The organism is Pseudomonas sp. LG1D9, from assembly GCF_002949995.1.
In the GTDB taxonomy this organism is placed as follows: Bacteria; Pseudomonadota; Gammaproteobacteria; order Pseudomonadales; family Pseudomonadaceae; genus Aquipseudomonas; species Aquipseudomonas proteolytica.
In genome coordinates this window covers 6,097,330-6,115,247 of sequence record NZ_CP026881.1, presented here as the reverse complement: position 1 = coordinate 6,115,247, position 17,918 = coordinate 6,097,330, and the positions used below count along the sequence as shown (strand labels likewise).

Genomic DNA, 17,918 nt, shown 5'->3' with positions numbered 1-17,918 from the left:
AGGGGTGCGTGAAAATAAAAAGCCTGATGACAGTGATGGTTGCTGTCTTGTCCTGTTTTTCCCTGACGGCTTGCAAGAGTAACGACGTGGCTGAAACTTACAGCTGGTCGGGAACGGTATCCGCACCCCAGGAATACCCTATGGAGGTTTACCGGGGCGCCATCATCGCTGAGGGTTTTACCTACGGTTTTGACGCGATCTGGGGCACGCAGAATACCGGTTGGGGCAACCACGGTGGAACGATGACCACCGCGATCGAAAAAAAGCGTGTGCCTTATCAGCTGGAATTTACGTGGTACTCGCTGGTGGAGCGAACGTTCTATACCGGTAACTGGGCCTTGGACAAAGACCAGATAAAGCGCCTCCTGGATGAGGGCTTTATCGACCAGGACACCCGTAAAAAAGACACCTACAACACTTTTGTCGTTGGGTTGGCGCCGCAGGGTCGGGTGGTGCTCTGGCTGAGGGGGGCGGGAAACCAGAAGGAGGTCGGGGTCTTTCAGGCGCAGGCCACGACGATGACCAAGGAGAGCGCCTACAGCAACGCCCAGTACATGTTTAAAGGCGGATATGCGGACCGCATGCTCAATGATCCGTCCTATAAGACCTTCAGCTCGCAAATCCGGCAAAAAATCCAAGCGCAAGGCTATCCTGCGCCGCAAACCTATAGCGTCTACCGGGAAAAATATAGCTGGAGACCTGTGGTTGTCCTGCAAGAGGGCGAATGGCTGGATTTTGCATTCAGCGCCTACAACGGCGAGCAAGAAAATATATTCGCAAAGGCTCTACTGGATAATCGCTATGAACAAAGGGCCATTCCCAAGTTCTGTGGCTTCTATTGGCGCAACGGTACCAGCCGGTATGGCGTGTGGATCGACGCTTTCGATGAGAAGGAAATCTTTGATCTTTTCCAGAAGCTGGGCACGCAAAAAGATATCGACCTGCTAGTGAAGGTTGACGCGCAAAACACCAGGGTTTCCCTGGCATTGAGGGCGGGACTGCAAGAGTTTCCCATCGGTAAAGCGAAAGTCAGGCTGTCTGGTAAAATCGACTAGGCTCCCCCTGCCGACGGGAGAGCCACGCTTGGGGGCTCAGCCCACTAGCAGGGCTGGGCCGCGAGGCTGTTGCTGATATTGCGCCCCAGCACCAGCACGGTCACAAAACCGAAGCCCACCAGCACCGTGGCGAGGCTCAGGAGCACCGAGCTGCCCAACTGGTCGACGATCCGCCCACCGAAGAATGAGCCCAGCGCAATAATCACCTGGAACAGCGCGACGAAGAGCGGCATGCCGCGTTCGACATCCTTGGGCGCCACGACAAACATCCAGATACTGGCGCAGGCCGGAAAGGCGCCGAAGGCAAAACCCCAGAGCCCAATCAACATGGCTGCGCCGGTCATGCCGGTGGCGAAGTGGGGGAACAGGGCGGTGCTGGTGCCGATCATCAGCGCCACCAGCAACAGGGTGTGACGTACGCTGCGGTTGGCGGCGAAGCCGGCAAAAATATTCCCCGCCACCCCAGCCACGCCGAAGAGCAACAGCAACGAGCCAATCGTTGGCCCGTCGAAGCCGGCACTGTGCTTGAAGAACGGCGCGACATAGGTGTACGCGGCAAAGTGCGCCAGGCCGATCAGCAATACGGCGATCAACCCGACCCGCGCTTGGGGGTTGATAAACAAGGCGGGCAGGTCACGGATGTGGATGGCTTTCTCAGGGTTGAGTCGCGGCAGCAGGAATATCTGCGCCAGGAGCACCGGGACGCCCATCAGCGCGGTGACCAGGAAGGTCATGCGCCAGCCCATCAGGCCACTCAGCCAGGTGCCTACGGGCACGCCCAGGACGGTGGCGAGGGTCACGCCGACCATGATGATCGAAGTCGCCTGGGCGACGCCCACGCCCTTGGGCGCCAGCCGGCCGCTGAGAGCGATGGCGGTCGCCCAGAAGCCGCCGATGCTGATACCCAGCAGCACGCGGCCCAACAGCAGCAGGCCAAAGTCGCTGGCAAAAGCCACCACCGAGTTGGCGATGATCATGATCAGCGTCAGGCCGATCAATAGATAGCGCCGGTCCATGGTGCCAATGCTGACCGACAGCAAAGGCGCGGCGAGGGCGGCCATGATGCCCGGCAGGGTCACCATCAGCCCGGCGTGACCGGCAGTGATACCCAGGTCGCTGGCGACATCATTGAGCACGCCTACCGGCAGGAACTCACTGGTCACCAGGGCAAAGGCACCCACGGCCACCGAGAGAATCGCCAGCCACTGCTGTTTGACACTCTGTTGATTATGTTCGGGAAGGCTGCGAGGGGCCTGGCTGGCGCTTGGCATGGTGTTGAGATCCGGGGGGAATGCAGCCTGAAGCCAGGCCGGGGGAGAATGTGGAGGCGATTATAGGAATCAGCGTTGGCAATTAAACAGGCCGGTCGGTTTGATAGTCATCATCAATGCAATCAATGCAGCGTCTTGTAGGAGCCGGCTTGCCGGCGAAAATCGTCAACGACAACGCGGGCAACCTGAAGGAACGCGGCGAGCTTGAGTTTTTCGCTGGCAAGCCAGTTCCTACAAAACCGTTGGGTGGCAGGGGTTGCTCAATCGTCCATGGCTGCTGTGGGCTTCATCTGCAGCCCAAGCACGCCCATGGCTACTAACGCCGCGCCGGCACCCGCAATGGGTATATAGGCCAGCCCGAACTGGCTGATCACCCAGCCTGCCCCGATGCCACCCAGCGCAGTGCCGAGGTTGAACGCGGCAATATTGAGCCCTGAAGCCACTGCACTGGATTGGGGAATATGCTGGTGTGCCAGGCGCAGCAAGCGCAGGGTCGACAGGGTCACAATGGCAAAGAACACCACCCCCAACAGCCCCACCAGCATCAAGGTGGCGATGATCGAGTCGCCCCACACATACAAACCCAAGAGGTTGAACATCAATGCGCTCAACCCGCCGAGCAGGCATCGGTCGGCGTCGAATGCATCCGCGAGGTAACCGCCCAGCACGTTGCCAAGGATGGAGCAGACACCGAACACCAGCATCGCAAAACTCAGCACCTGTGGTTGAACGCGGGTGATCTCCAGCAGGAACGGCGACACAAAGGTAAAAAATGAGAAAGTCGCCACGCTCACCAGCATTGCGATGCTGGCAGCCATCAACAGTTCGCGCTGCAGCAGGGCGGCGAGGCTTTGTTTCAGGCCGTGGTCTTTGTGCAGTGCGTCGGCGGGTGGCTGGCGCATCAGCAGAATCAGGCCCAGGGTGCTGATCAAGCCCAGGCCGCCGATTGCCAGGAATACCATGCGCCATGACCAGTAGCTGCCGAAAAAGGTACCGATCGGCACGCCAAAGGCGATCGACAGGGTCAGGCCAATCCACACCAGTGATAGCGCACGCCCGGCCCGTAGCGGGTCAACCAGCTTGACCGCGGCGTTGGAGGCCACGGCCATGAATACACCGTGCGCCAGGCCGATAACGAAGCGTATGCCATGCAGGGTCACGATATCTGCCGCCAGGCTGATGACTACGCTGCCGGTGGCCAGCACGGCGAGGGTCAGGAGCAACACGGTTTTGTCGCGCCAAGTGGCCAGCATGGCGGTGATGACCGGGGCGCCGATGGCCGCACCCAGGGCGTAGGCCGCGATGGCCGAGCCCACTTGCGAGATGGACTCGTGCAGGTCGAGGGAGATTGCCGATACCAGGCCGGCGACGACGAATTCGGACAAGCCGAATGTGAAGGTACACAGTGAAAAAATGTAGATGACGGCAGGCATAAGAACTCAGTGACGGGAGGAGGGCGAGCAAGGCTTGTGATGATGATGGGGCGCCGCTCGCCCGCTGGGAAATACTATAAAAGTCTCTGCCTGATACCTTTGACGACGACTAACCCCAGGTCGATGGCACCGAGGCAGGATTGAAATCGAGCATGGCGATAAAACTGTCCAGCAACGGTGATGGGTTGTCGGTGTTCCAACTCATATACAGGCCGATGGTCGGGTTGGGGGGCGCGCCCACGGGGCCGATCCGCCGAAACACGACCTTGTCGCGCATGATTGAGTGGGCAATCGATTCAGGCACCAACGCGACCCCGAACCCACAGGCCACCAGGCCGATCAAGGTATGGATCTGCGCGGCCTCCTGTACCACCCTGGGGTAAAAGCCGGCGGCTTCACACAGGGCGATAAGTTGGCTGTGATAGCCAGTGCCCAGGGCTTGGGGGGTGAACACGAAGTCTTCGCCAGCAAAGTGCCGCAAATCGATCTGGCCAGCATCCGCCTTGGGGTGGTGGGCAGGCAGCGCCATCACGATCTCTTCATCCAGCAATAGGCGCGACTCGACGTTTTGCGCCGAAATCGGCAATTTGCGCATGAAGGCAATGTCCGCTTCTCCCGCCACAATCGCCTTGGCCTGGCTGGAGGAGGGCATCTCCTTGATGATCAATTGCACCTTGGGGAAGTGTTCGCGGAACCGCCGCAGGCTATTGAGCAGCGACTCGTAGTAGCTGATCGACACGGCGGTCACTGTCAGCTTGCCCGCGATCCCTTCGGACACCTGGCGAGCGTGTTCGATGCCCAGCTCCAGTTCCTTGAGGGTGCTATAGGCGGCGTGCAGGAACGCGTCACCGGCCGGGGTCAGTTTTACCCCGCGTTTGCTGCGGTTGAACAGACTGAACCCCAGCTTGCCCTCCAGGCGGTTGATGGCCTGGCTCAGCGGCGGTTGAGCCATGTGCAGGCGGATCGCCGCCTTATGAAAGTGCAGCTCTTCAGCCACGGCAATGAACTGGCGCAGCAGGCGGGTTTCGATCATATCTTCTGTTCCTTCATTTGAACCGATCAGTGGGCCAGGCGCGGCAATGGTACCGTTTATTCGCCCGCATCGAGCCCCAGCCTCTTGTCACTGCCCGTCCGCCCACCCCGGCTGGCGCCCGAACGCCTCGAACAGCTCAATGATGGTTGCCTTGACCTTCTGTACCGCGTTGCTCTCGACCACCGTGTCATGCCAGCACCCTCCCACGGCAGGATCGCGACACCCAACTGCGCGCAGTGGGCCTGGTGATGAGTTGCGACATGGTCGTGGCAGATCACAGCGCGAGCTTCGCCATGCCCCCCCGTGAACAGGGGGGTGAACAGCTGGCTTTTCGTGGTGAGCGGGCTTGTCGGAACGCCGCATCGCCCGCGCTGGGTGGCGAAGCCGCCCCAATCGCTTCACCACGGTCTGCCAGCTACACCGAGGTGGCTGGTTTTGGGGCTGCTATGCAGCCCAGCGGGGGTGCAAGCCCCCTCGCCACAGGAGGGGCGAACAGCTGGCTTTCTGTGGCGAGCGGGCTTGCCCCGCGCTGGGTGGCGAAGCCGCCCCAATCGCTTCACCACGGTCTGCCAGATACACCGAGGTGGCTGGTTTTGGGGCTGCGTTGCAGCCCAGCGGGGGACAAGCCCCCTCGCCACAGGGGGGGCGAACAGCTGGCTTTCTGTGGCGAGCGGGCTTGCCCCGCGCTGGGTGGCGAAGCCGCCCCAATCGCCTCACCACGGTCTGCCAGATACACCGAGGTGGCTGGTTTTGGGGCTGCTATGCAGCCCAGCGGGGACAAGCCCCCTCGCCACATCCCGAAAAAACAATAACAAGGACGGTACCTGCGGGACCGTCCGACTGCGGGGAGTCAGATAGCAATGAGTAATGAAATTCTGTCGATTGTGGTGCTGGTGGTCTTCGTCGTCTTCGGTGGTTTGCGCAGCGCGCGCCTGTCGCTGGCACCGGTCGCGTTCTCCACCAATGGCGCACTGGTGGTTGCCAATACACCGGCGCAGGAGCGTGAAAAGGTGTTGCGCAGCCTGTTGATCTACAGCGCGGTCATTGCCCTTGTGGGGCCGTGTGTTGCGTGGTTGACCCTGGTGGTGCCCGGAGTGCTTTGACGAGCGAGTTGAATAGCGGCTCCAGGGCCAGTCGCGCACGGCTGTCCTGGACCGTGGCCTGAACCCTCTCTTCACCGAACACCAGGCCCTGGAGGTAGGTGAAGTGCAGGTCGAGCAACCCGAGCGTGCCCAGTACCTGGAGCAGGTAGGGCGTCAGAAAGTCCGGTTGCCGTGCCTTTTCGCCCTGGTGAAAACCGCCGGAGCCGACCAGTACATACACTGGGCGGTTGCTCAGCAGGCCGGTCTTGCCTTCGGGCCCTGAACTGAACGTGCGATGGATGCGCAGCACGTAGTCGATCCACAGTTTGAGCGCAGCGGGCAGCGTGAAGTTGTGCATCGGGGTGGCAATGAGCAGGATGTCGCAGCGCTCCAGTTCGCGGATCAGCGCTTCGGAAACCGCGAATACCGGTGCATCGAACGGCGTGGTAGTCGCCAGCCCACGGGCGTAGTCCATGCCCAGTGGCGGCAGCGGGTGAGTGCCCAGGTCGCGCTCCACCAGTTCGAGCCTGGGGTGCTGCTGGCGCAGGGTATTCACCAACTCCAACGCCAATTGGTTGGCATGGGAAACCTGGCCATTGGGGCTGGCGTTGATCAATAGAACACTGTTCATGGCCGATTCTCTGTCTGAAGACTTTGGGTGAAGTGCATGCCGTGGGCCAGCAGGCCTTGGCGAAAGTAAAAACGCTGGGCCAGCGGCATATGCAGCCCGGTGTCCAGCACGAAATGGGCGCAATCGTGCTGCACGGCCTCTGCGCGAACGGCGTCCAGCAGCCGTGCGCCCAGGCCGCTGCGCTGCAGGTCTGGGTGCACCACCAGATCATCGACGTAGATAAAACACCCGTAGAGCAGGTTTTCCAAGGTGCGGTAACCGGCCAGGCCGACCACCCGCCCAGCGTCCCACGCGGCCAATAAACGGTAGCCTTGTGCGGTTTGGCGCAGCAGTTGCGCCACATAGTTGGCCGGGTCGGCGATATGGGGCCGCAGTATGCGCATAAGGTCGAAGCTGGCCTCGAAGCCCTGTTGGTCGGTGAGATGTCGGAGTGTATAAGCCATATGTTGTGCGCCGTAGAGTGATGGCTGACCTTAAAGCCACGATGACTTAAGCTACAGGGCCGAAAAGTGCATAAACGACTAGGCCATGATTCCTTCCTTCCCGCTCGACCGAAGCCAGAGCGCGCCGATCTATCGCCAGCTTTACCAGCGATTTCGCGAATCCATCGCCGATGGCCGCTTGCGCCCCGGGGACCGCGTGCCTGCCGTTCGCGCGTTAGCGGCGCAATTGAACCTGGCGCGTGGCACCGTTGAGGCGGCTTACCAACTGCTGATCGGGGAGGGTTACCTGATTGCTCGGGGGGCCGCCGGGACAATCGTCAGCCCGCAGCTGGCGGCGGTTTCGTCGTCCATCGTTCATGCGCCGGTTGTTGCGGCGCAGTACCTACCCAATCATTGCGGGGCGCTGCCGCTCGCGCTGCAGATGGGCCTGCCCGCACTCGATGCCTTTCCCCGTAAGCTCTGGACCCGGCTGGCAGGCCGTCAACTGCGCCAGGCTGGCCTCGAGGGGCTGGTGTACCCGGACCCGCGCGGCCATGCACTCTTGCGCGCGGCCATTGCCAGCTACCTGGGGATTTCCCGGGGCATTACCTGCCGCCCGGAGCAAGTGTTCGTGTGCGCGGGCTATCGCGCCTGCCTGGACCTGATCAGCCACACGCTGATGCACCCAGGTGATCGCTGCTGGCTGGAAGAGCCCGGCTATTTCATGGCGCGCAACGCGTTACTCGAAGCCGGCGCACAGTTGGTGCCGGTGGCCGTGGATGACCAGGGGCTGGACGTCGCCCAAGGCATTGCACGCTGCCCGGATGCGCGCTTTGCTGTGGTCACGCCGACCCACCAGAGCCCGCTGGGGGTGTCGCTGTCACTGCCGCGTCGGTTGGCGCTGTTGGACTGGGCCAATCGCCAGGGCAGTTGGATCATCGAGGATGATTACGACAGTGAGTACCGCTATCAGGGCAAGCCCTTGCCTGCGCTCAAGAGCCTTGACCTGCAGGGCCGCGTGCTCTACACCGGGACCTTCAGCAAGGTGTTGTTTCCGGGCCTGCGCCTGGCCTATCTGGTGGTGCCGCCCGCGCAGAGTGACGCCTTCGCCCGTCAGGCGGATCGTTTGCATAACCACTGCCCGCAGCTCCTCCAGGCGACCGTCAGCGCATTCCTCTACGAGGGGCACTTTGCACGGCACCTGAAAAAAATGCGCACCCTTTACGCCCGCCGCCGCCAGTGGCTGGTCGCGGCGCTGCAGCAACAGTTTGGCGAACGCCTGTCGATCAACCCCCAGGCCGGCGGTATGCACCTGATTGCAGGCCTGCGCGACGGCGATGATGTTGAACTGGCCCAACGTGCCCGGGCCATTGGTATCGCCGTCGAGCCACTGTCACAGTGGTACCTGGAGGCCAAGCCCAGGCACGGGTTGGTACTGGGCTTTACCAACATCGCCACTGCCGAGCAGGCGGCGACGGTGGCGCTTCGATTGGCTCAAGTGATCCAGGTTTGTGCACACGATCCCGAGAGGATCTGTGCTAGTGTCGACCCATGACCGACTATTGCCTGACCTCGACCACGACCACCACCACCGCTGAAGGCGGAGCGTGCGAGGTGTCGTGAGCCAATAGCCAACGAACTTCAAAGGCCCGCCAGCGATGGACAGGGCCTTTTTTCATGCCCTTGTGTCGCTGGTTCACACGCAAGGAGATGCACCTATGTACGCCCTTTTAGTACTCGATATGCAAGTGGGGTTGGTTCACGGCCCGCAAAAGCCATGGCGCTGCGAAGCGCTGCTGGACACGGTGAACGCCTTGATGGACAAGGCGCGCAACGCGGGCGCGCCGGTTTTTCTCGCTCGCCACACCGGGCCGGTGGGTTCAGCCATCGAACCCGGTAGCCCGTTGACCGAAGTCGTGCAGGAATTGAAGCTGCTGGGTGATGAAACGGTGTTCGATAAACAGCGCCCCAACGCCTTTGCATCAACTGGCCTGGCGGACAATTTGCGCGCCTGCGGTGCTACGGGCGTGGTGATCACTGGGCTGAAAACTCAATACTGCGTCGACAGCACCTGCCGTGCAGCACGCGATCTTGGTTTTGACGCCGTACTCATCGCCGACGGCCATAGCTGTTCAGACACGCCAGAGATCAACGCCCAGGACATCGTCGCGCACCACAATGCCACGCTCGACGGGCCGTTCTGCCGGGTGGTCCGGGCTGAGGAGTGGTGGTTCTAGCCGAGCCGCGCAGGGCGGGGTGTGGCGTACACCCATTCAGGGTCGTGGGTGAGCACTAGGACCCCGTCGCACTGCTGAGCTTCGACGGCCACCAGGCATTGCCGCCGTGGCCACGAATTACCGTCCTTATGCAGATTCAGGAGGTGGGCCTTGTGCTTTCAGCCATTTTCGCAAGCGCCCGCGTGCATTCTCATAAGTAGACGCGGTGTTGAACTGGATCATCCGCCCCATCGTCCAGTGCTCGTACCACGGGCATTCATAAAGCTCGGTATTGTCGCGGCTCTGGATGATGGAGACGATGCGCTGCTTTGCTGTGTCGAGTCGATCAAGCAGTGGCTCAAAAGCGATGCCCTCGTAGTCGCGGTAAAACTTCTGCGCAAGCTGGCCCAACTGGTTCCACTTGAAGCCGGTTTCCGGGAAGTCTATGGCGTTGCCAGCGGCGTCTGCGTCCAGCCACTTGAGCACCAATTCGTTCCAGCCCACCAGGTACGCGAGCAGGTTGGCGACGCTCATCTGCGTCCCCTTGGCATGCCCCTCCAGGCTGCATTCGTTGACCCGTTGCGTCGGCACCTGCTGGATGACGCTGAGCAGTTTTTCGTACTGGGTATTGATGGCATCAAGCAGTTCTTGTTTGTTCTGAGGGACCGCCATATATCACCTGTCATGCAGAAAATTCTATTCGTCAGAAGTGTGTCCAGCACGGGTATCAGCCATTCGGGGCGATCTTCCTGGGGGGATCGGCGGGCGGACCATTCAGAGGGGTGACGGCTGCTAGTGTTCGTTCGTGCGCCTGGCTTTGTTGTTGTGCCTCAAACGCCTGGGCCAGGAAGTCGATCAAGGTCCGTACTGAAGGCAGCAGCCCCCGCCGTGAAGGGAAGACGGCGCTGATCACGCCTTCGGTGGGTTGCCATTGCGCGAGCACGTGGACCAGCAGGCCCTGTTTTAACTCATCCTCGACCACCGCCAGCGGCAGGTTGGCGATCCCAACGCCCAGCAGCACCGCGCTCTTCAAGGTGGGCATGTCATCGCTGATCAGCCTGGGCACGTGGCTGATCTCAGCCGTCACACCTTCTGGGCCGGTCAGCGCCCACACGTACTGCAGCATCGGGTTGCCCCAACTGATGGTCGGCAGCCCTGATAAGTCAGTGGGGTGTTGCGGCAGTGGGCGCTCCTGCAAAAAACCTGGGCTTGCCACCAGTACCTGGGAACTCCTGGCGAGCAACTTCATCACCAGGTCACTGCTTTCCAGGGGGGGAAAGCACAGGTTCAGCGCAATGTCATAGCCCTCGCTGATCACATCCACCTTACGGTTGAAGCTCTTCACGTTGAGTTCGACGCTGGGGCACTGGGCCATGAACTGGCCCAACATCGGCGCCACCCAGTAATTGAGCAGTGCGGTGGTGCAGCTCAGGCGAATCACCCCACGCGGCTCTGCTTTGTTGAAGGCGATCAGGTCTTCGGCGGACTCGGCTTCGGCGGTCATCGCCACGCAGTGGCGGTAGTAGGCCAGGCCAATGTCGGTCACTTGGAACTGACGGGTGGAGCGCTGGATCAGGCGTGCCCCCAGCCGCGCTTCTAGCTGGCTGACCCGGCGGCTCAGGGTCGACTTGGGCATGTTCAGCGCCCGACCGGCCGCCGCGAAACCACCATGCTCAACCACCTTGGCGTAGAGGAAGAGTTCATTGAGGTCGAACATGGGGATCGTTCCATTTTTGAGATTCTGAAGTTTAATTCAACCACTACCGGATACCTAGCGTGATGACTAAGGTGGAGCGGCTGTTTCTTCCCGGCTGCCGATGTGCGGTGAAGACGGCAGCGGGCGGGGGCGTTCCATTGTTGGAATTGTCAGCTGTGGTCAGGCGCTTTGAAGCCAGAGGCCCCGGTAGCGAACTGATCTGTCGAGTCACAACCCATTCGTATCTGCACAGGACGTGCAGAGCTTGCCGGGAATTTGGCAGGCAATGACACCAGGGAGGTTCATCCACGCAAGAGGATATGCAAATGAGCGCTTCAGGTAACGCTGCAAACTTTAATGGTCAGAAGCCGACGATTGATCCCACCGACACCGCCATGTTGCTGATCGACCACCAGAGTGGCCTGTTCCAGATCGTCAAGGACATTGATGTTCCTCAATTGCGCGCCAACGCCATTGCCTTGGCCAAGGCGGCGACGCTGTTGAAAATCCCGGTGATCACCACTGCTTCGGTGCCTCAGGGACCGAATGGCCCGCTGATCCCGGAAATCCATGAATCGGCGCCCCACGCCCAATACGTTGCCCGCCGTGGCGAGATCAACGCCTGGGACAACCCTGAATTCCATGCCGCCGTCAAAGCCACCGGCAAGAAGACCCTGGTGATTGCCGGCACCCTGACCAGCGTGTGCCTGGCGTTCCCGTCCATTGCCGCAGTGCATGAAGGCTACAAGGTATTCGCCGTGGTCGACGCCTCGGGCAACCACTCGAAACTGGCCACCGACCTGACTGTCGCACGCCTGGCCCAGGCCGGCGTGGTGCCGATCGACATCATGGGCACGCTGTCGGAGCTGCAAGGCTCGTGGAACCGTCCGGATGCCCAGGAGTGGGCGAACGTCTATACCCAGGCGATGCCGCACTATCAATTGCTGATCGAGAGCTACATCAAGGCGCAGGAAGTGGCAAATAACCACGAAGAGCTAGACTCCCAGCGCAAGTAAATACGGCTGACCTTCCCCGGTGCGGCCCATTTCGGGACGCGCCTTTTTACCAGGAGCATCAAGATGTCTAAACCCTACGTTCGCTTGGACAAAGACAACGCAGCTGTCCTGCTGGTTGACCATCAGGCTGGCTTGCTGTCACTGGTCCGCGATATCGAACCCGACAAGTTCAAGAACAACGTTCTGGCCCTGGCTGACCTGGCCAAATACTTCAAGCTGCCGACCATCCTCACCACCAGCTTCGAAACCGGCCCCAACGGCCCGCTGGTGCCCGAGCTCAAGGCCCTGTTCCCGGACGCGCCGTACATCGCCCGCCCTGGTCAGATCAACGCCTGGGACAACGAAGACTTCGTCAAGGCCATCAAGGCCACTGGCAAGAAGCAACTGATCATCGCTGGCGTGGTAACCGAGGTGTGCGTAGCGTTCCCGGCACTGTCGGCCCTGGCCGAAGGCTATGAAGTATTTGTGGTGACCGATGCCTCCGGCACCTTCAACGAGCTGACCCAGCAATCGGCCTGGAACCGTATGTCGGCCAATGGCGCGCAGTTGATGACCTGGTTTGGCCTGGCCTGTGAACTGCACCGCGACTGGCGCAACGATATCGAAGGTCTGGGGACCTTGTTCTCCAACCACATTCCTGACTATCGCAACCTGTTCACCAGCTACAACGCGCTGACCGAAGGCAAATAGCCCCACCTCCTGTAGGAGCCGGCTTGCCGGCGAAAAACGTCAACGATAACGCGGGAAACCTGAAGAACCTCGGCGTGCTTGAGTTTTTCGCTGGCAAGCCAGCTTCTACAAAAGAGGCTGGCGAAAATCGTTAACGATAACGCGGGGTGTCTGGTCTCTTATTTCACCGCAGGCTGGCCCACCGGCACCCGTCGCTCCTCACTCGTCAGCAGGCGGATCAGCGGCGAGGCGATAAAGGTGCTGATAATGGCCATGATCACCAGCATGGTGAAGTACTCCTTGGGCAAAACACCCAGGTCATAGCCCACGTTAAGCACCACCAATTCCATCAGCGCCCGGGTGTTCATGCACACGCCGATCAGCGCGCTGTTGCGCGGTGTCTCGCCCAGCCAGCGGCTGGCGCCATAGGCGCCGAAAAATTTGCTGGCGAACGCTACCAGGCACACCAAAAAGCAATTGAGCAGCGCCGTGTCGCCGTTGAGCGAGCCGATGTCGGTGCGCAGGCCGGTGTAGGCAAAGAACACTGGCAGGAAAAACGCATTGACCAGGCCGCTGACCTTGGCATTCCACTGTGTGACAAAGGGCCGGTGGGTGTGCAGGGCGACGCCGATGATAAAACCACCAATGATCGAAAACACGCCGATCAGGTTGGTAATCACCGCACTGCCAAACAGCACGATCAGCATCAGGGATATGCCCTGGGCCGACAGTGGTTTGCGCTCCAGGTCGCCGATGATCCAGCGCAGCACCAAGGGCCGCACCACCCACAGCACCAACACGATAAACACCGCCAGCGCGAGGATCCTGCCCAGTGACGCCCACACGCTGAAGTTGGACGCGATGATCGACGTCACCCCACCGAGGATCAGCCAGCCGCACACATCATCGATGGCCGCCGCGCCAATCGTCAGGGTGGCCACGCGGGAGCGGGACAGCCCCAGTTCCATGAAGATCCGCCCGAGGATCGGCAGGGCCGTGATCGACAACGCCGTGGCAAAAAACAGTTGGAAGGCCAGCAGTGGCGGCTTGTCGCCGACGATCTGTTGCCAGAAATACTCGGCCACCAGGAAGCCACTGACAAACGGCACCAGCAGGCCACCCAAGCTGATGGCCATGATCGAGCGCTTACGCCCCTTGAGGTGGGCACCGAACTCAAATTCCAGGCCCACCTGGAACATCAGCAGAATCAGGCCGACCTGGGCCGTGGCGACAAAGGCGGTGGAGGTTTGCGGCACAAAAATGCTGCTCAGCAGCTCCGGGAAAAAATACCCCAGCAGGCTCGGGCCCAGGACCAGCCCGGCGAGAATCTCCCCGGCCACCGGGGTTTGCCCCAGGCAGCGGGTGCTGAGCCAGGAGATCAGGCGGCTGGCGCTGAAAATCACGATCAGTTGGATCAGGAACAACAGGGTCAAGTGCTCGGCCTGGGAACCCACGGCCGATTGTCCGCCCGCAGGCGCAGGGGGTTGGAGCGTGATAGCGCTGGTGTTGGTTTGCATGGGGTGTCCTAGTGCTTGAAGTGTTAGAGCGCAGGCTTGCGCCAACCGCCCAATTCCATTTCCAGAAAGCGCGCGGCTTCCAGTAACAACGCGTCCTGGCCCAGCCCGGCCACCAGTTGCACGGCCACCGGGCAGCCCTGGTCGAGGCGCCCGATGGGCACGCACAGGGCCGGAAAACCGAGAACATTGAACAGCGCGCAATAGCCGATATCGAACGGGTGCTTCAGGGCGCTGCCATGGGCCGGCGCCACGCTCGGGGTGGCCGGCAACACCAGAATGCTCTGGCCGTCGAACAGCCCGGCCAGGGCCTGCTGCAAGTGATCACGCTGCTTGAGGAACCGCGCGAGCCCCGGGTTGCCCAGCCGATCGCCGCAGCTGTCCATCAAGCTGGCAAGCAGTGGCCCCCGGGAGAACTGCGGCTTGCCCGCCAGGGCTGCAAAAAACGCCCGTGGATAATTCAGTGGCTGCCCATCCCCGAGGTAATCGGCCAGGTGAATGCGGGTCTCGCACTTGAGGACGGCCAGCCAGATAAAAAAGGCGTTGGTCAAACAGCCTTCATTCCAGGCTTGCACCTCCACACCCTGGTCCGCATAACGCTGGCCGGTCTCGATCACCCCGCCAGTCACGGCGGCCGAGAGTGGCGTGCCCCATTTGAGAGGGGCCGGCAGGCAGACGAATACACGCTTGAGCGGTGTCGCCTGGGCCGGTTGCTGGTAGCTCGAATGGATATTGCGGTCGATGCCGTCGCTGCCGGCGATGACCTCCAGCACTGCGCCCAGGTCCTCTGCGTACCGGCACAGGGGGCCCGCTGCAAAGTGGCTGGCAACGGCTTGGGACACCGGCAGTGACACACGCTGCTCATCCAGCGGCAGATGCCCGCTCAGCGGCACCAGCCCCCGCGACGGCTTCAAGCCAAAGATCCCATTGAACGCCGCCGGGATGCGGATCGAGCCGCCGCCGTCGGTGCCCAGGGCAAAGGGCACGCAACCGCTGGCGACCATCACAGAGTCGCCACCGCTGCTGCCACCGGCGGTGCGTGAGGGGTCGTAGGGGTTGAGCGTGCGGCCATACACCAGGTTGTCCGTCTCGGGCCACAACGCCATCTCGGCCTGATTGCCCAGGGCCAGGGGGATGGCGCCGGCCGCCAGCAGCCGCGTGGCGACCGTGGCGGTGCTGCGGGCGCGGCTGTTGCTGCGCAGGCGTGAGCCGCAGGTCTTGGGGTACCCCGCAAGGCCCAGGCCTTCTTTCATGGAGAAGGGCACACCGTGCAGGCGTCCCAATGGCCGCCCCTTGAGCACATCCTCTTCGGCCCGGCGTGCTGCGGCGCGGGCGTCGTCGAACAGGTCGACTGCCATGGCATTGCATAACGGCTGGACCTGCTCCAGGCGCGCAATGCATTGCTCGATCAGCTCCACCGGGGAGATCTGCTTGCCACGGATCAACCACGCCAGTTGCACGGCACTCAGTTCCAGCAGGTCTGTGCGGACCTGCGCCATGCCGTTCATGCGCGACGTACCAGGTCGAGGAAGCCACCGTCCTTGCCAAACGGCGACTTGAGCAACTCCGGCGACTCGCCATATTTGTAGAACAGCGAAGGGCGCAGGCGCAGGACCGCAGCCCGCGCCAGGTCCTGCACGGCGCCACAGCCATGGCGCAGCAACAACGTGAGGTGGCGCGTAGACAGCGACCACTTGACCATTTTCATCAGCCGCACCCGTAGCAAGGCCGAGCGCAGGTAATAGTTGGACGCGTAGATCGGCCGTGCGCGGTTGTCGGCCTTGTACAGGTCGAAGTTGATGGTGCGCGAATAGAGGTTGGGCATCATCGTCGGGCTCAAGCCCGGGTTGGAGCGGCGGATCTCTTGCAGCAGGCAGGCAAACGGCAGGGGCGAGGGTTGCATCTCGCGGGTGTAGCGCGGCAGCAGGTCGGCAAATTGCTGGGCCTGATGACCATCGAGAAAATCCCCGGTCATGTACATCGGCAACACCACATGGAAGTACGCCATGTTGGCGAACAGCAGGGTCCAGCCCATCATGAACGGGTCGTCCATCACCTCGTACCACTTGCTCCAGGTGTCCTGTAGGGCCAGTTGCGCCTGGATGTGCGATTCCAGGCAGTTGACGTAGGCGGGGGTCAGGCTGCCATGGATATCCTTCTCGATCATCGCCGCGACTTGCGGGATCTGCTGCGCCACATAGGCCAGCCCGGCGCTGTTGGCCGGGTCGAAGGTAAAGGCCGCGTCGCCCAGCAGGAACCAACCCTCGGTCGAGTAGTATTGCCGCGCCTCGTACATGTAGTTGTGCATGGCCTGGGTATCGACCAGCTGGCCCGACTCGATCAACTCGGTAATCACCGGATGGTCGGCCATGACCTTTTCCTTGAAGGCCTCCAGGGTGCTGATTTTCTGCTCGATCATGTCCGGCCGGTAGGTGATGCCGATGCTGATCATCTCGTTGCCATCATCGCTGCGCATCGGGATCATCCAGATCCAGTAGCCCTTGCCATAAAAATGATGGGTCACGTAGTACGGGTCGTAGCAGTGATGCTTGTCCTTGTGCGCGGTGATGCTGGACAAGATGCTGCGGTCGAAGTCCTTGAGCCTGAGCCAGAAGGTACTGCGCTGGTACGTCGCCTCTTTGTGCAGCTTGAGCTTTTTCGCCATGAAGCGATTGCGGCCGGTGGCGTCCACTACCCAATCGGCGGTCAGTTGCTGTTGCTCATCGGCGGCGCTGCGCAGGGTCAGCAGGTGGGTGGCGTGCTCACCGGCATTGAGGTCGACGGCGCTCACATCGGCCTCAATCATGTGGACCTGGTGATCACCGACAATCTTGCGCAGGTCCTTGTCGAAGCTGAAGCGGTTGAGGTTGTAGGCCGGCATGCGGATCACGCCCGGTGCCTCGTGCACCACGTAGTTGCGGCACTCGGGGTTGTTGCGCAGCTTCAGGTAATAGGTCAGGCCGTACTTGTGGTAGTGCTTTTCTTCCAGCAGGCGCCCCAGCCCCAGGCCCTTGAAGAAGTGGGTGGTCAACTCGACCGTGGACTCGCCGACGATCGGGCGCTTGCGGTCCGGGCGCCCGATCAGGATGACTTCGACACCCGGTAACCTTTTTTTGAAGTACAGCGCGGCCAGGTGACCGGCTACACCGGCCCCCATGATTGCGATTCGTTTCATGTCGTCAGTCCCTGAACAAGTGGGTTCGCCAAAGGCGTGGCTGCCTTCGGCGAGGGTTGCCGGTTATGCGCGGCTGGCGGCCGTGATCAATTGCTGTGGCTCTACCCGTTGCGAGTAGTCCACGTTGACGAAGGCAGCGCGGATCAGCCCGTCCTGGCCGATCACAAAGGCGCTGGCCATGGGCAAGGTCAGGGCGTCGGAGCCGTTGAATAGCTTGAGGTCGGCACCCAGGGAGCGGTAGACCTCATCCAGCTCGTCTTCGAGCTTGAACACGATGCCGTACTGGCGCGCCAGCTGGTTATCGGTATCGCTGAGCAACAGGTATTTGACGCCGAGGGCTTCGCGGGTCTTGCGCGAGAACTCCGGGGTCTGGGCCGACACCGCCACCAGGGTGGCGCCGGAGGCGGCCAGGTCTGCGACCATCTGTTGGTAGGCGGTCAATGCCTGGCCGCAGAAGGGGCACCACAGGCCTCGGTAGAACACCAGCACCAATGGGCCTTTATCCAGCAACTGACGCAGGTCCACATCCTGCTCGTCAGCATCCTTGAGCACCGCCAGGGGCGCCTTGTCGTTGGCCTTCAGGGCCTTGTCGCCCAAATGGCTGTCGAGCAGCGTCTGTAGCGATGCCTGGAACTTGTGCAGGACTTCGGCAGGCAACTGGGCCATCTGGTCCTTGACGGTTTGTAGCTTTTCCTTGAGCGACAT

The 17,918-nt window shown here is 61.4% G+C and carries 17 protein-coding genes; 6 read left to right on the top strand and 11 right to left on the bottom strand.

Annotation, left to right across the window (positions count from 1 at the left end):
• Positions 1-8: 8 nt before the first annotated feature.
• Entirely contained in the window at positions 9-1,055 is a 1,047-nt protein-coding gene (locus C5F71_RS27995; RefSeq protein WP_158682915.1) for a DUF2931 family protein, read from the top strand.
• 44 nt (positions 1,056-1,099) lie between these two features.
• Here C5F71_RS27995 and C5F71_RS27990 read toward each other — a convergent pair whose 3' ends face one another.
• From C5F71_RS27990 to C5F71_RS27975, 3 genes are all read right to left on the bottom strand, one after another.
• Positions 1,100-2,326 carry an MFS transporter gene (locus C5F71_RS27990; protein ID WP_029293780.1) on the bottom strand — a complete coding sequence of 409 codons (1,227 nt, stop codon included), beginning with the start codon at positions 2,324-2,326 and terminating at the stop codon, positions 1,100-1,102.
• A gap of 260 nt (positions 2,327-2,586) precedes the next feature.
• The gene (locus C5F71_RS27980; protein WP_104912548.1) at positions 2,587-3,759 is read right to left on the bottom strand and encodes an MFS transporter; all 1,173 of its coding nucleotides are present in this window, start codon (positions 3,757-3,759) and stop codon (positions 2,587-2,589) included.
• Positions 3,760-3,868: 109 nt separating this feature from the next.
• Positions 3,869-4,792 carry a LysR family transcriptional regulator gene (locus C5F71_RS27975; protein ID WP_104912547.1) on the bottom strand — a complete coding sequence of 308 codons (924 nt, stop codon included), beginning with the start codon at positions 4,790-4,792 and terminating at the stop codon, positions 3,869-3,871.
• A gap of 860 nt (positions 4,793-5,652) precedes the next feature.
• On the opposite strand from C5F71_RS27975, the gene C5F71_RS27965 reads away from it, so the two are divergent.
• Positions 5,653-5,895, top strand: a complete 243-nt coding sequence (locus C5F71_RS27965) for a hypothetical protein (RefSeq protein ID WP_104912546.1) — start codon at positions 5,653-5,655, stop codon at positions 5,893-5,895.
• On the opposite strand, the gene C5F71_RS27960 is transcribed toward C5F71_RS27965, so the two are convergent.
• Both C5F71_RS27960 and C5F71_RS27955 read right to left on the bottom strand, forming a co-directional pair.
• Entirely contained in the window at positions 5,834-6,505 is a 672-nt protein-coding gene (locus C5F71_RS27960) for an FMN-dependent NADH-azoreductase (protein ID WP_104912545.1), read from the bottom strand. The genes C5F71_RS27965 and C5F71_RS27960 overlap by 62 nt on opposite strands.
• Positions 6,502-6,948 carry a GNAT family N-acetyltransferase gene (locus tag C5F71_RS27955; protein WP_104912544.1) on the bottom strand — a complete coding sequence of 149 codons (447 nt, stop codon included), beginning with the start codon at positions 6,946-6,948 and terminating at the stop codon, positions 6,502-6,504. The genes C5F71_RS27960 and C5F71_RS27955 overlap by 4 nt, the downstream gene beginning before the upstream one ends.
• 85 nt (positions 6,949-7,033) lie before the next feature.
• On the opposite strand from C5F71_RS27955, the gene C5F71_RS27950 reads away from it, so the two are divergent.
• Positions 7,034-8,482, top strand: coding sequence for a PLP-dependent aminotransferase family protein (locus tag C5F71_RS27950; protein ID WP_104912543.1), 1,449 nt, complete (start codon positions 7,034-7,036; stop codon positions 8,480-8,482).
• 163 nt (positions 8,483-8,645) lie between these two features.
• Positions 8,646-9,164 carry a cysteine hydrolase family protein gene (locus C5F71_RS27945; protein ID WP_104912542.1) on the top strand — a complete coding sequence of 173 codons (519 nt, stop codon included), beginning with the start codon at positions 8,646-8,648 and terminating at the stop codon, positions 9,162-9,164.
• 126 nt (positions 9,165-9,290) lie between these two features.
• Here the strand turns inward: C5F71_RS27945 and C5F71_RS27940 are convergent, their stop codons facing one another.
• Complete coding sequence (locus C5F71_RS27940) at positions 9,291-9,815, bottom strand: ClbS/DfsB family four-helix bundle protein (RefSeq protein ID WP_104912541.1); 525 nt, start codon at positions 9,813-9,815, stop codon at positions 9,291-9,293.
• A gap of 55 nt (positions 9,816-9,870) precedes the next feature.
• A complete protein-coding gene (locus C5F71_RS27935; RefSeq protein WP_104912540.1) occupies positions 9,871-10,860 on the bottom strand; it encodes a LysR substrate-binding domain-containing protein in 990 nt (329 codons plus the stop codon).
• A gap of 305 nt (positions 10,861-11,165) precedes the next feature.
• On the opposite strand from C5F71_RS27935, the gene C5F71_RS27930 reads away from it, so the two are divergent.
• Positions 11,166-11,855, top strand: a complete 690-nt coding sequence (locus tag C5F71_RS27930; RefSeq protein ID WP_104912539.1) for an isochorismatase family protein — start codon at positions 11,166-11,168, stop codon at positions 11,853-11,855.
• 63 nt (positions 11,856-11,918) lie between these two features.
• Positions 11,919-12,545 carry an isochorismate family cysteine hydrolase YcaC gene (gene ycaC / locus C5F71_RS27925; protein WP_029300559.1) on the top strand — a complete coding sequence of 209 codons (627 nt, stop codon included), beginning with the start codon at positions 11,919-11,921 and terminating at the stop codon, positions 12,543-12,545.
• 158 nt (positions 12,546-12,703) lie between these two features.
• Here ycaC and C5F71_RS27920 read toward each other — a convergent pair whose 3' ends face one another.
• From C5F71_RS27920 to C5F71_RS27905, 4 genes are all read right to left on the bottom strand, one after another.
• On the bottom strand, positions 12,704-14,041 hold the full coding sequence (locus tag C5F71_RS27920; protein WP_070995695.1) for a cation:proton antiporter: 1,338 nt from the start codon (positions 14,039-14,041) through the stop codon (positions 12,704-12,706).
• A 23-nt stretch (positions 14,042-14,064) separates the two neighbouring features.
• Positions 14,065-15,546: an amidase gene (locus tag C5F71_RS27915; RefSeq protein ID WP_104912538.1), complete on the bottom strand. Its 1,482-nt coding sequence runs from the start codon at positions 15,544-15,546 to the stop codon at positions 14,065-14,067.
• Entirely contained in the window at positions 15,543-17,213 is a 1,671-nt protein-coding gene (locus C5F71_RS27910) for an NAD(P)/FAD-dependent oxidoreductase (RefSeq protein WP_104912537.1), read from the bottom strand. The genes C5F71_RS27915 and C5F71_RS27910 overlap by 4 nt, the downstream gene beginning before the upstream one ends.
• Positions 17,214-17,276: 63 nt before the next feature.
• Positions 17,277-17,918, bottom strand: coding sequence for a peroxiredoxin-like family protein (locus tag C5F71_RS27905; RefSeq protein ID WP_104912536.1), 642 nt, complete (start codon positions 17,916-17,918; stop codon positions 17,277-17,279).

What these genes read in the sequence shown, in the direction of transcription:
- C5F71_RS27965 (WP_104912546.1), top strand. Translation starts at nt 5,653, where the DNA reads ATGAGTAATGAAATTCTGTCGATTGTGGTGCTGGTGGTCTTCGTCGTC.
- C5F71_RS27905 (WP_104912536.1), bottom strand. Translation starts at nt 17,918, where the DNA reads ATGTCGCTCAAGGAAAAGCTACAAACCGTCAAGGACCAGATGGCCCAG.
- C5F71_RS27990 (WP_029293780.1), bottom strand. Translation starts at nt 2,326, where the DNA reads ATGCCAAGCGCCAGCCAGGCCCCTCGCAGCCTTCCCGAACATAATCAA.
- C5F71_RS27940 (WP_104912541.1), bottom strand. Translation starts at nt 9,815, where the DNA reads ATGGCGGTCCCTCAGAACAAACAAGAACTGCTTGATGCCATCAATACC.
- ycaC (WP_029300559.1), top strand. Translation starts at nt 11,919, where the DNA reads ATGTCTAAACCCTACGTTCGCTTGGACAAAGACAACGCAGCTGTCCTG.
- C5F71_RS27920 (WP_070995695.1), bottom strand. Translation starts at nt 14,041, where the DNA reads ATGCAAACCAACACCAGCGCTATCACGCTCCAACCCCCTGCGCCTGCG.
- C5F71_RS27960 (WP_104912545.1), bottom strand. Translation starts at nt 6,505, where the DNA reads ATGAACAGTGTTCTATTGATCAACGCCAGCCCCAATGGCCAGGTTTCC.
- C5F71_RS27935 (WP_104912540.1), bottom strand. Translation starts at nt 10,860, where the DNA reads ATGTTCGACCTCAATGAACTCTTCCTCTACGCCAAGGTGGTTGAGCAT.
- C5F71_RS27930 (WP_104912539.1), top strand. Translation starts at nt 11,166, where the DNA reads ATGAGCGCTTCAGGTAACGCTGCAAACTTTAATGGTCAGAAGCCGACG.
- C5F71_RS27975 (WP_104912547.1), bottom strand. Translation starts at nt 4,792, where the DNA reads ATGATCGAAACCCGCCTGCTGCGCCAGTTCATTGCCGTGGCTGAAGAG.
- C5F71_RS27910 (WP_104912537.1), bottom strand. Translation starts at nt 17,213, where the DNA reads ATGAAACGAATCGCAATCATGGGGGCCGGTGTAGCCGGTCACCTGGCC.
- C5F71_RS27980 (WP_104912548.1), bottom strand. Translation starts at nt 3,759, where the DNA reads ATGCCTGCCGTCATCTACATTTTTTCACTGTGTACCTTCACATTCGGC.
- C5F71_RS27945 (WP_104912542.1), top strand. Translation starts at nt 8,646, where the DNA reads ATGTACGCCCTTTTAGTACTCGATATGCAAGTGGGGTTGGTTCACGGC.
- C5F71_RS27950 (WP_104912543.1), top strand. Translation starts at nt 7,034, where the DNA reads ATGATTCCTTCCTTCCCGCTCGACCGAAGCCAGAGCGCGCCGATCTAT.
- C5F71_RS27955 (WP_104912544.1), bottom strand. Translation starts at nt 6,948, where the DNA reads ATGGCTTATACACTCCGACATCTCACCGACCAACAGGGCTTCGAGGCC.
- C5F71_RS27915 (WP_104912538.1), bottom strand. Translation starts at nt 15,546, where the DNA reads ATGAACGGCATGGCGCAGGTCCGCACAGACCTGCTGGAACTGAGTGCC.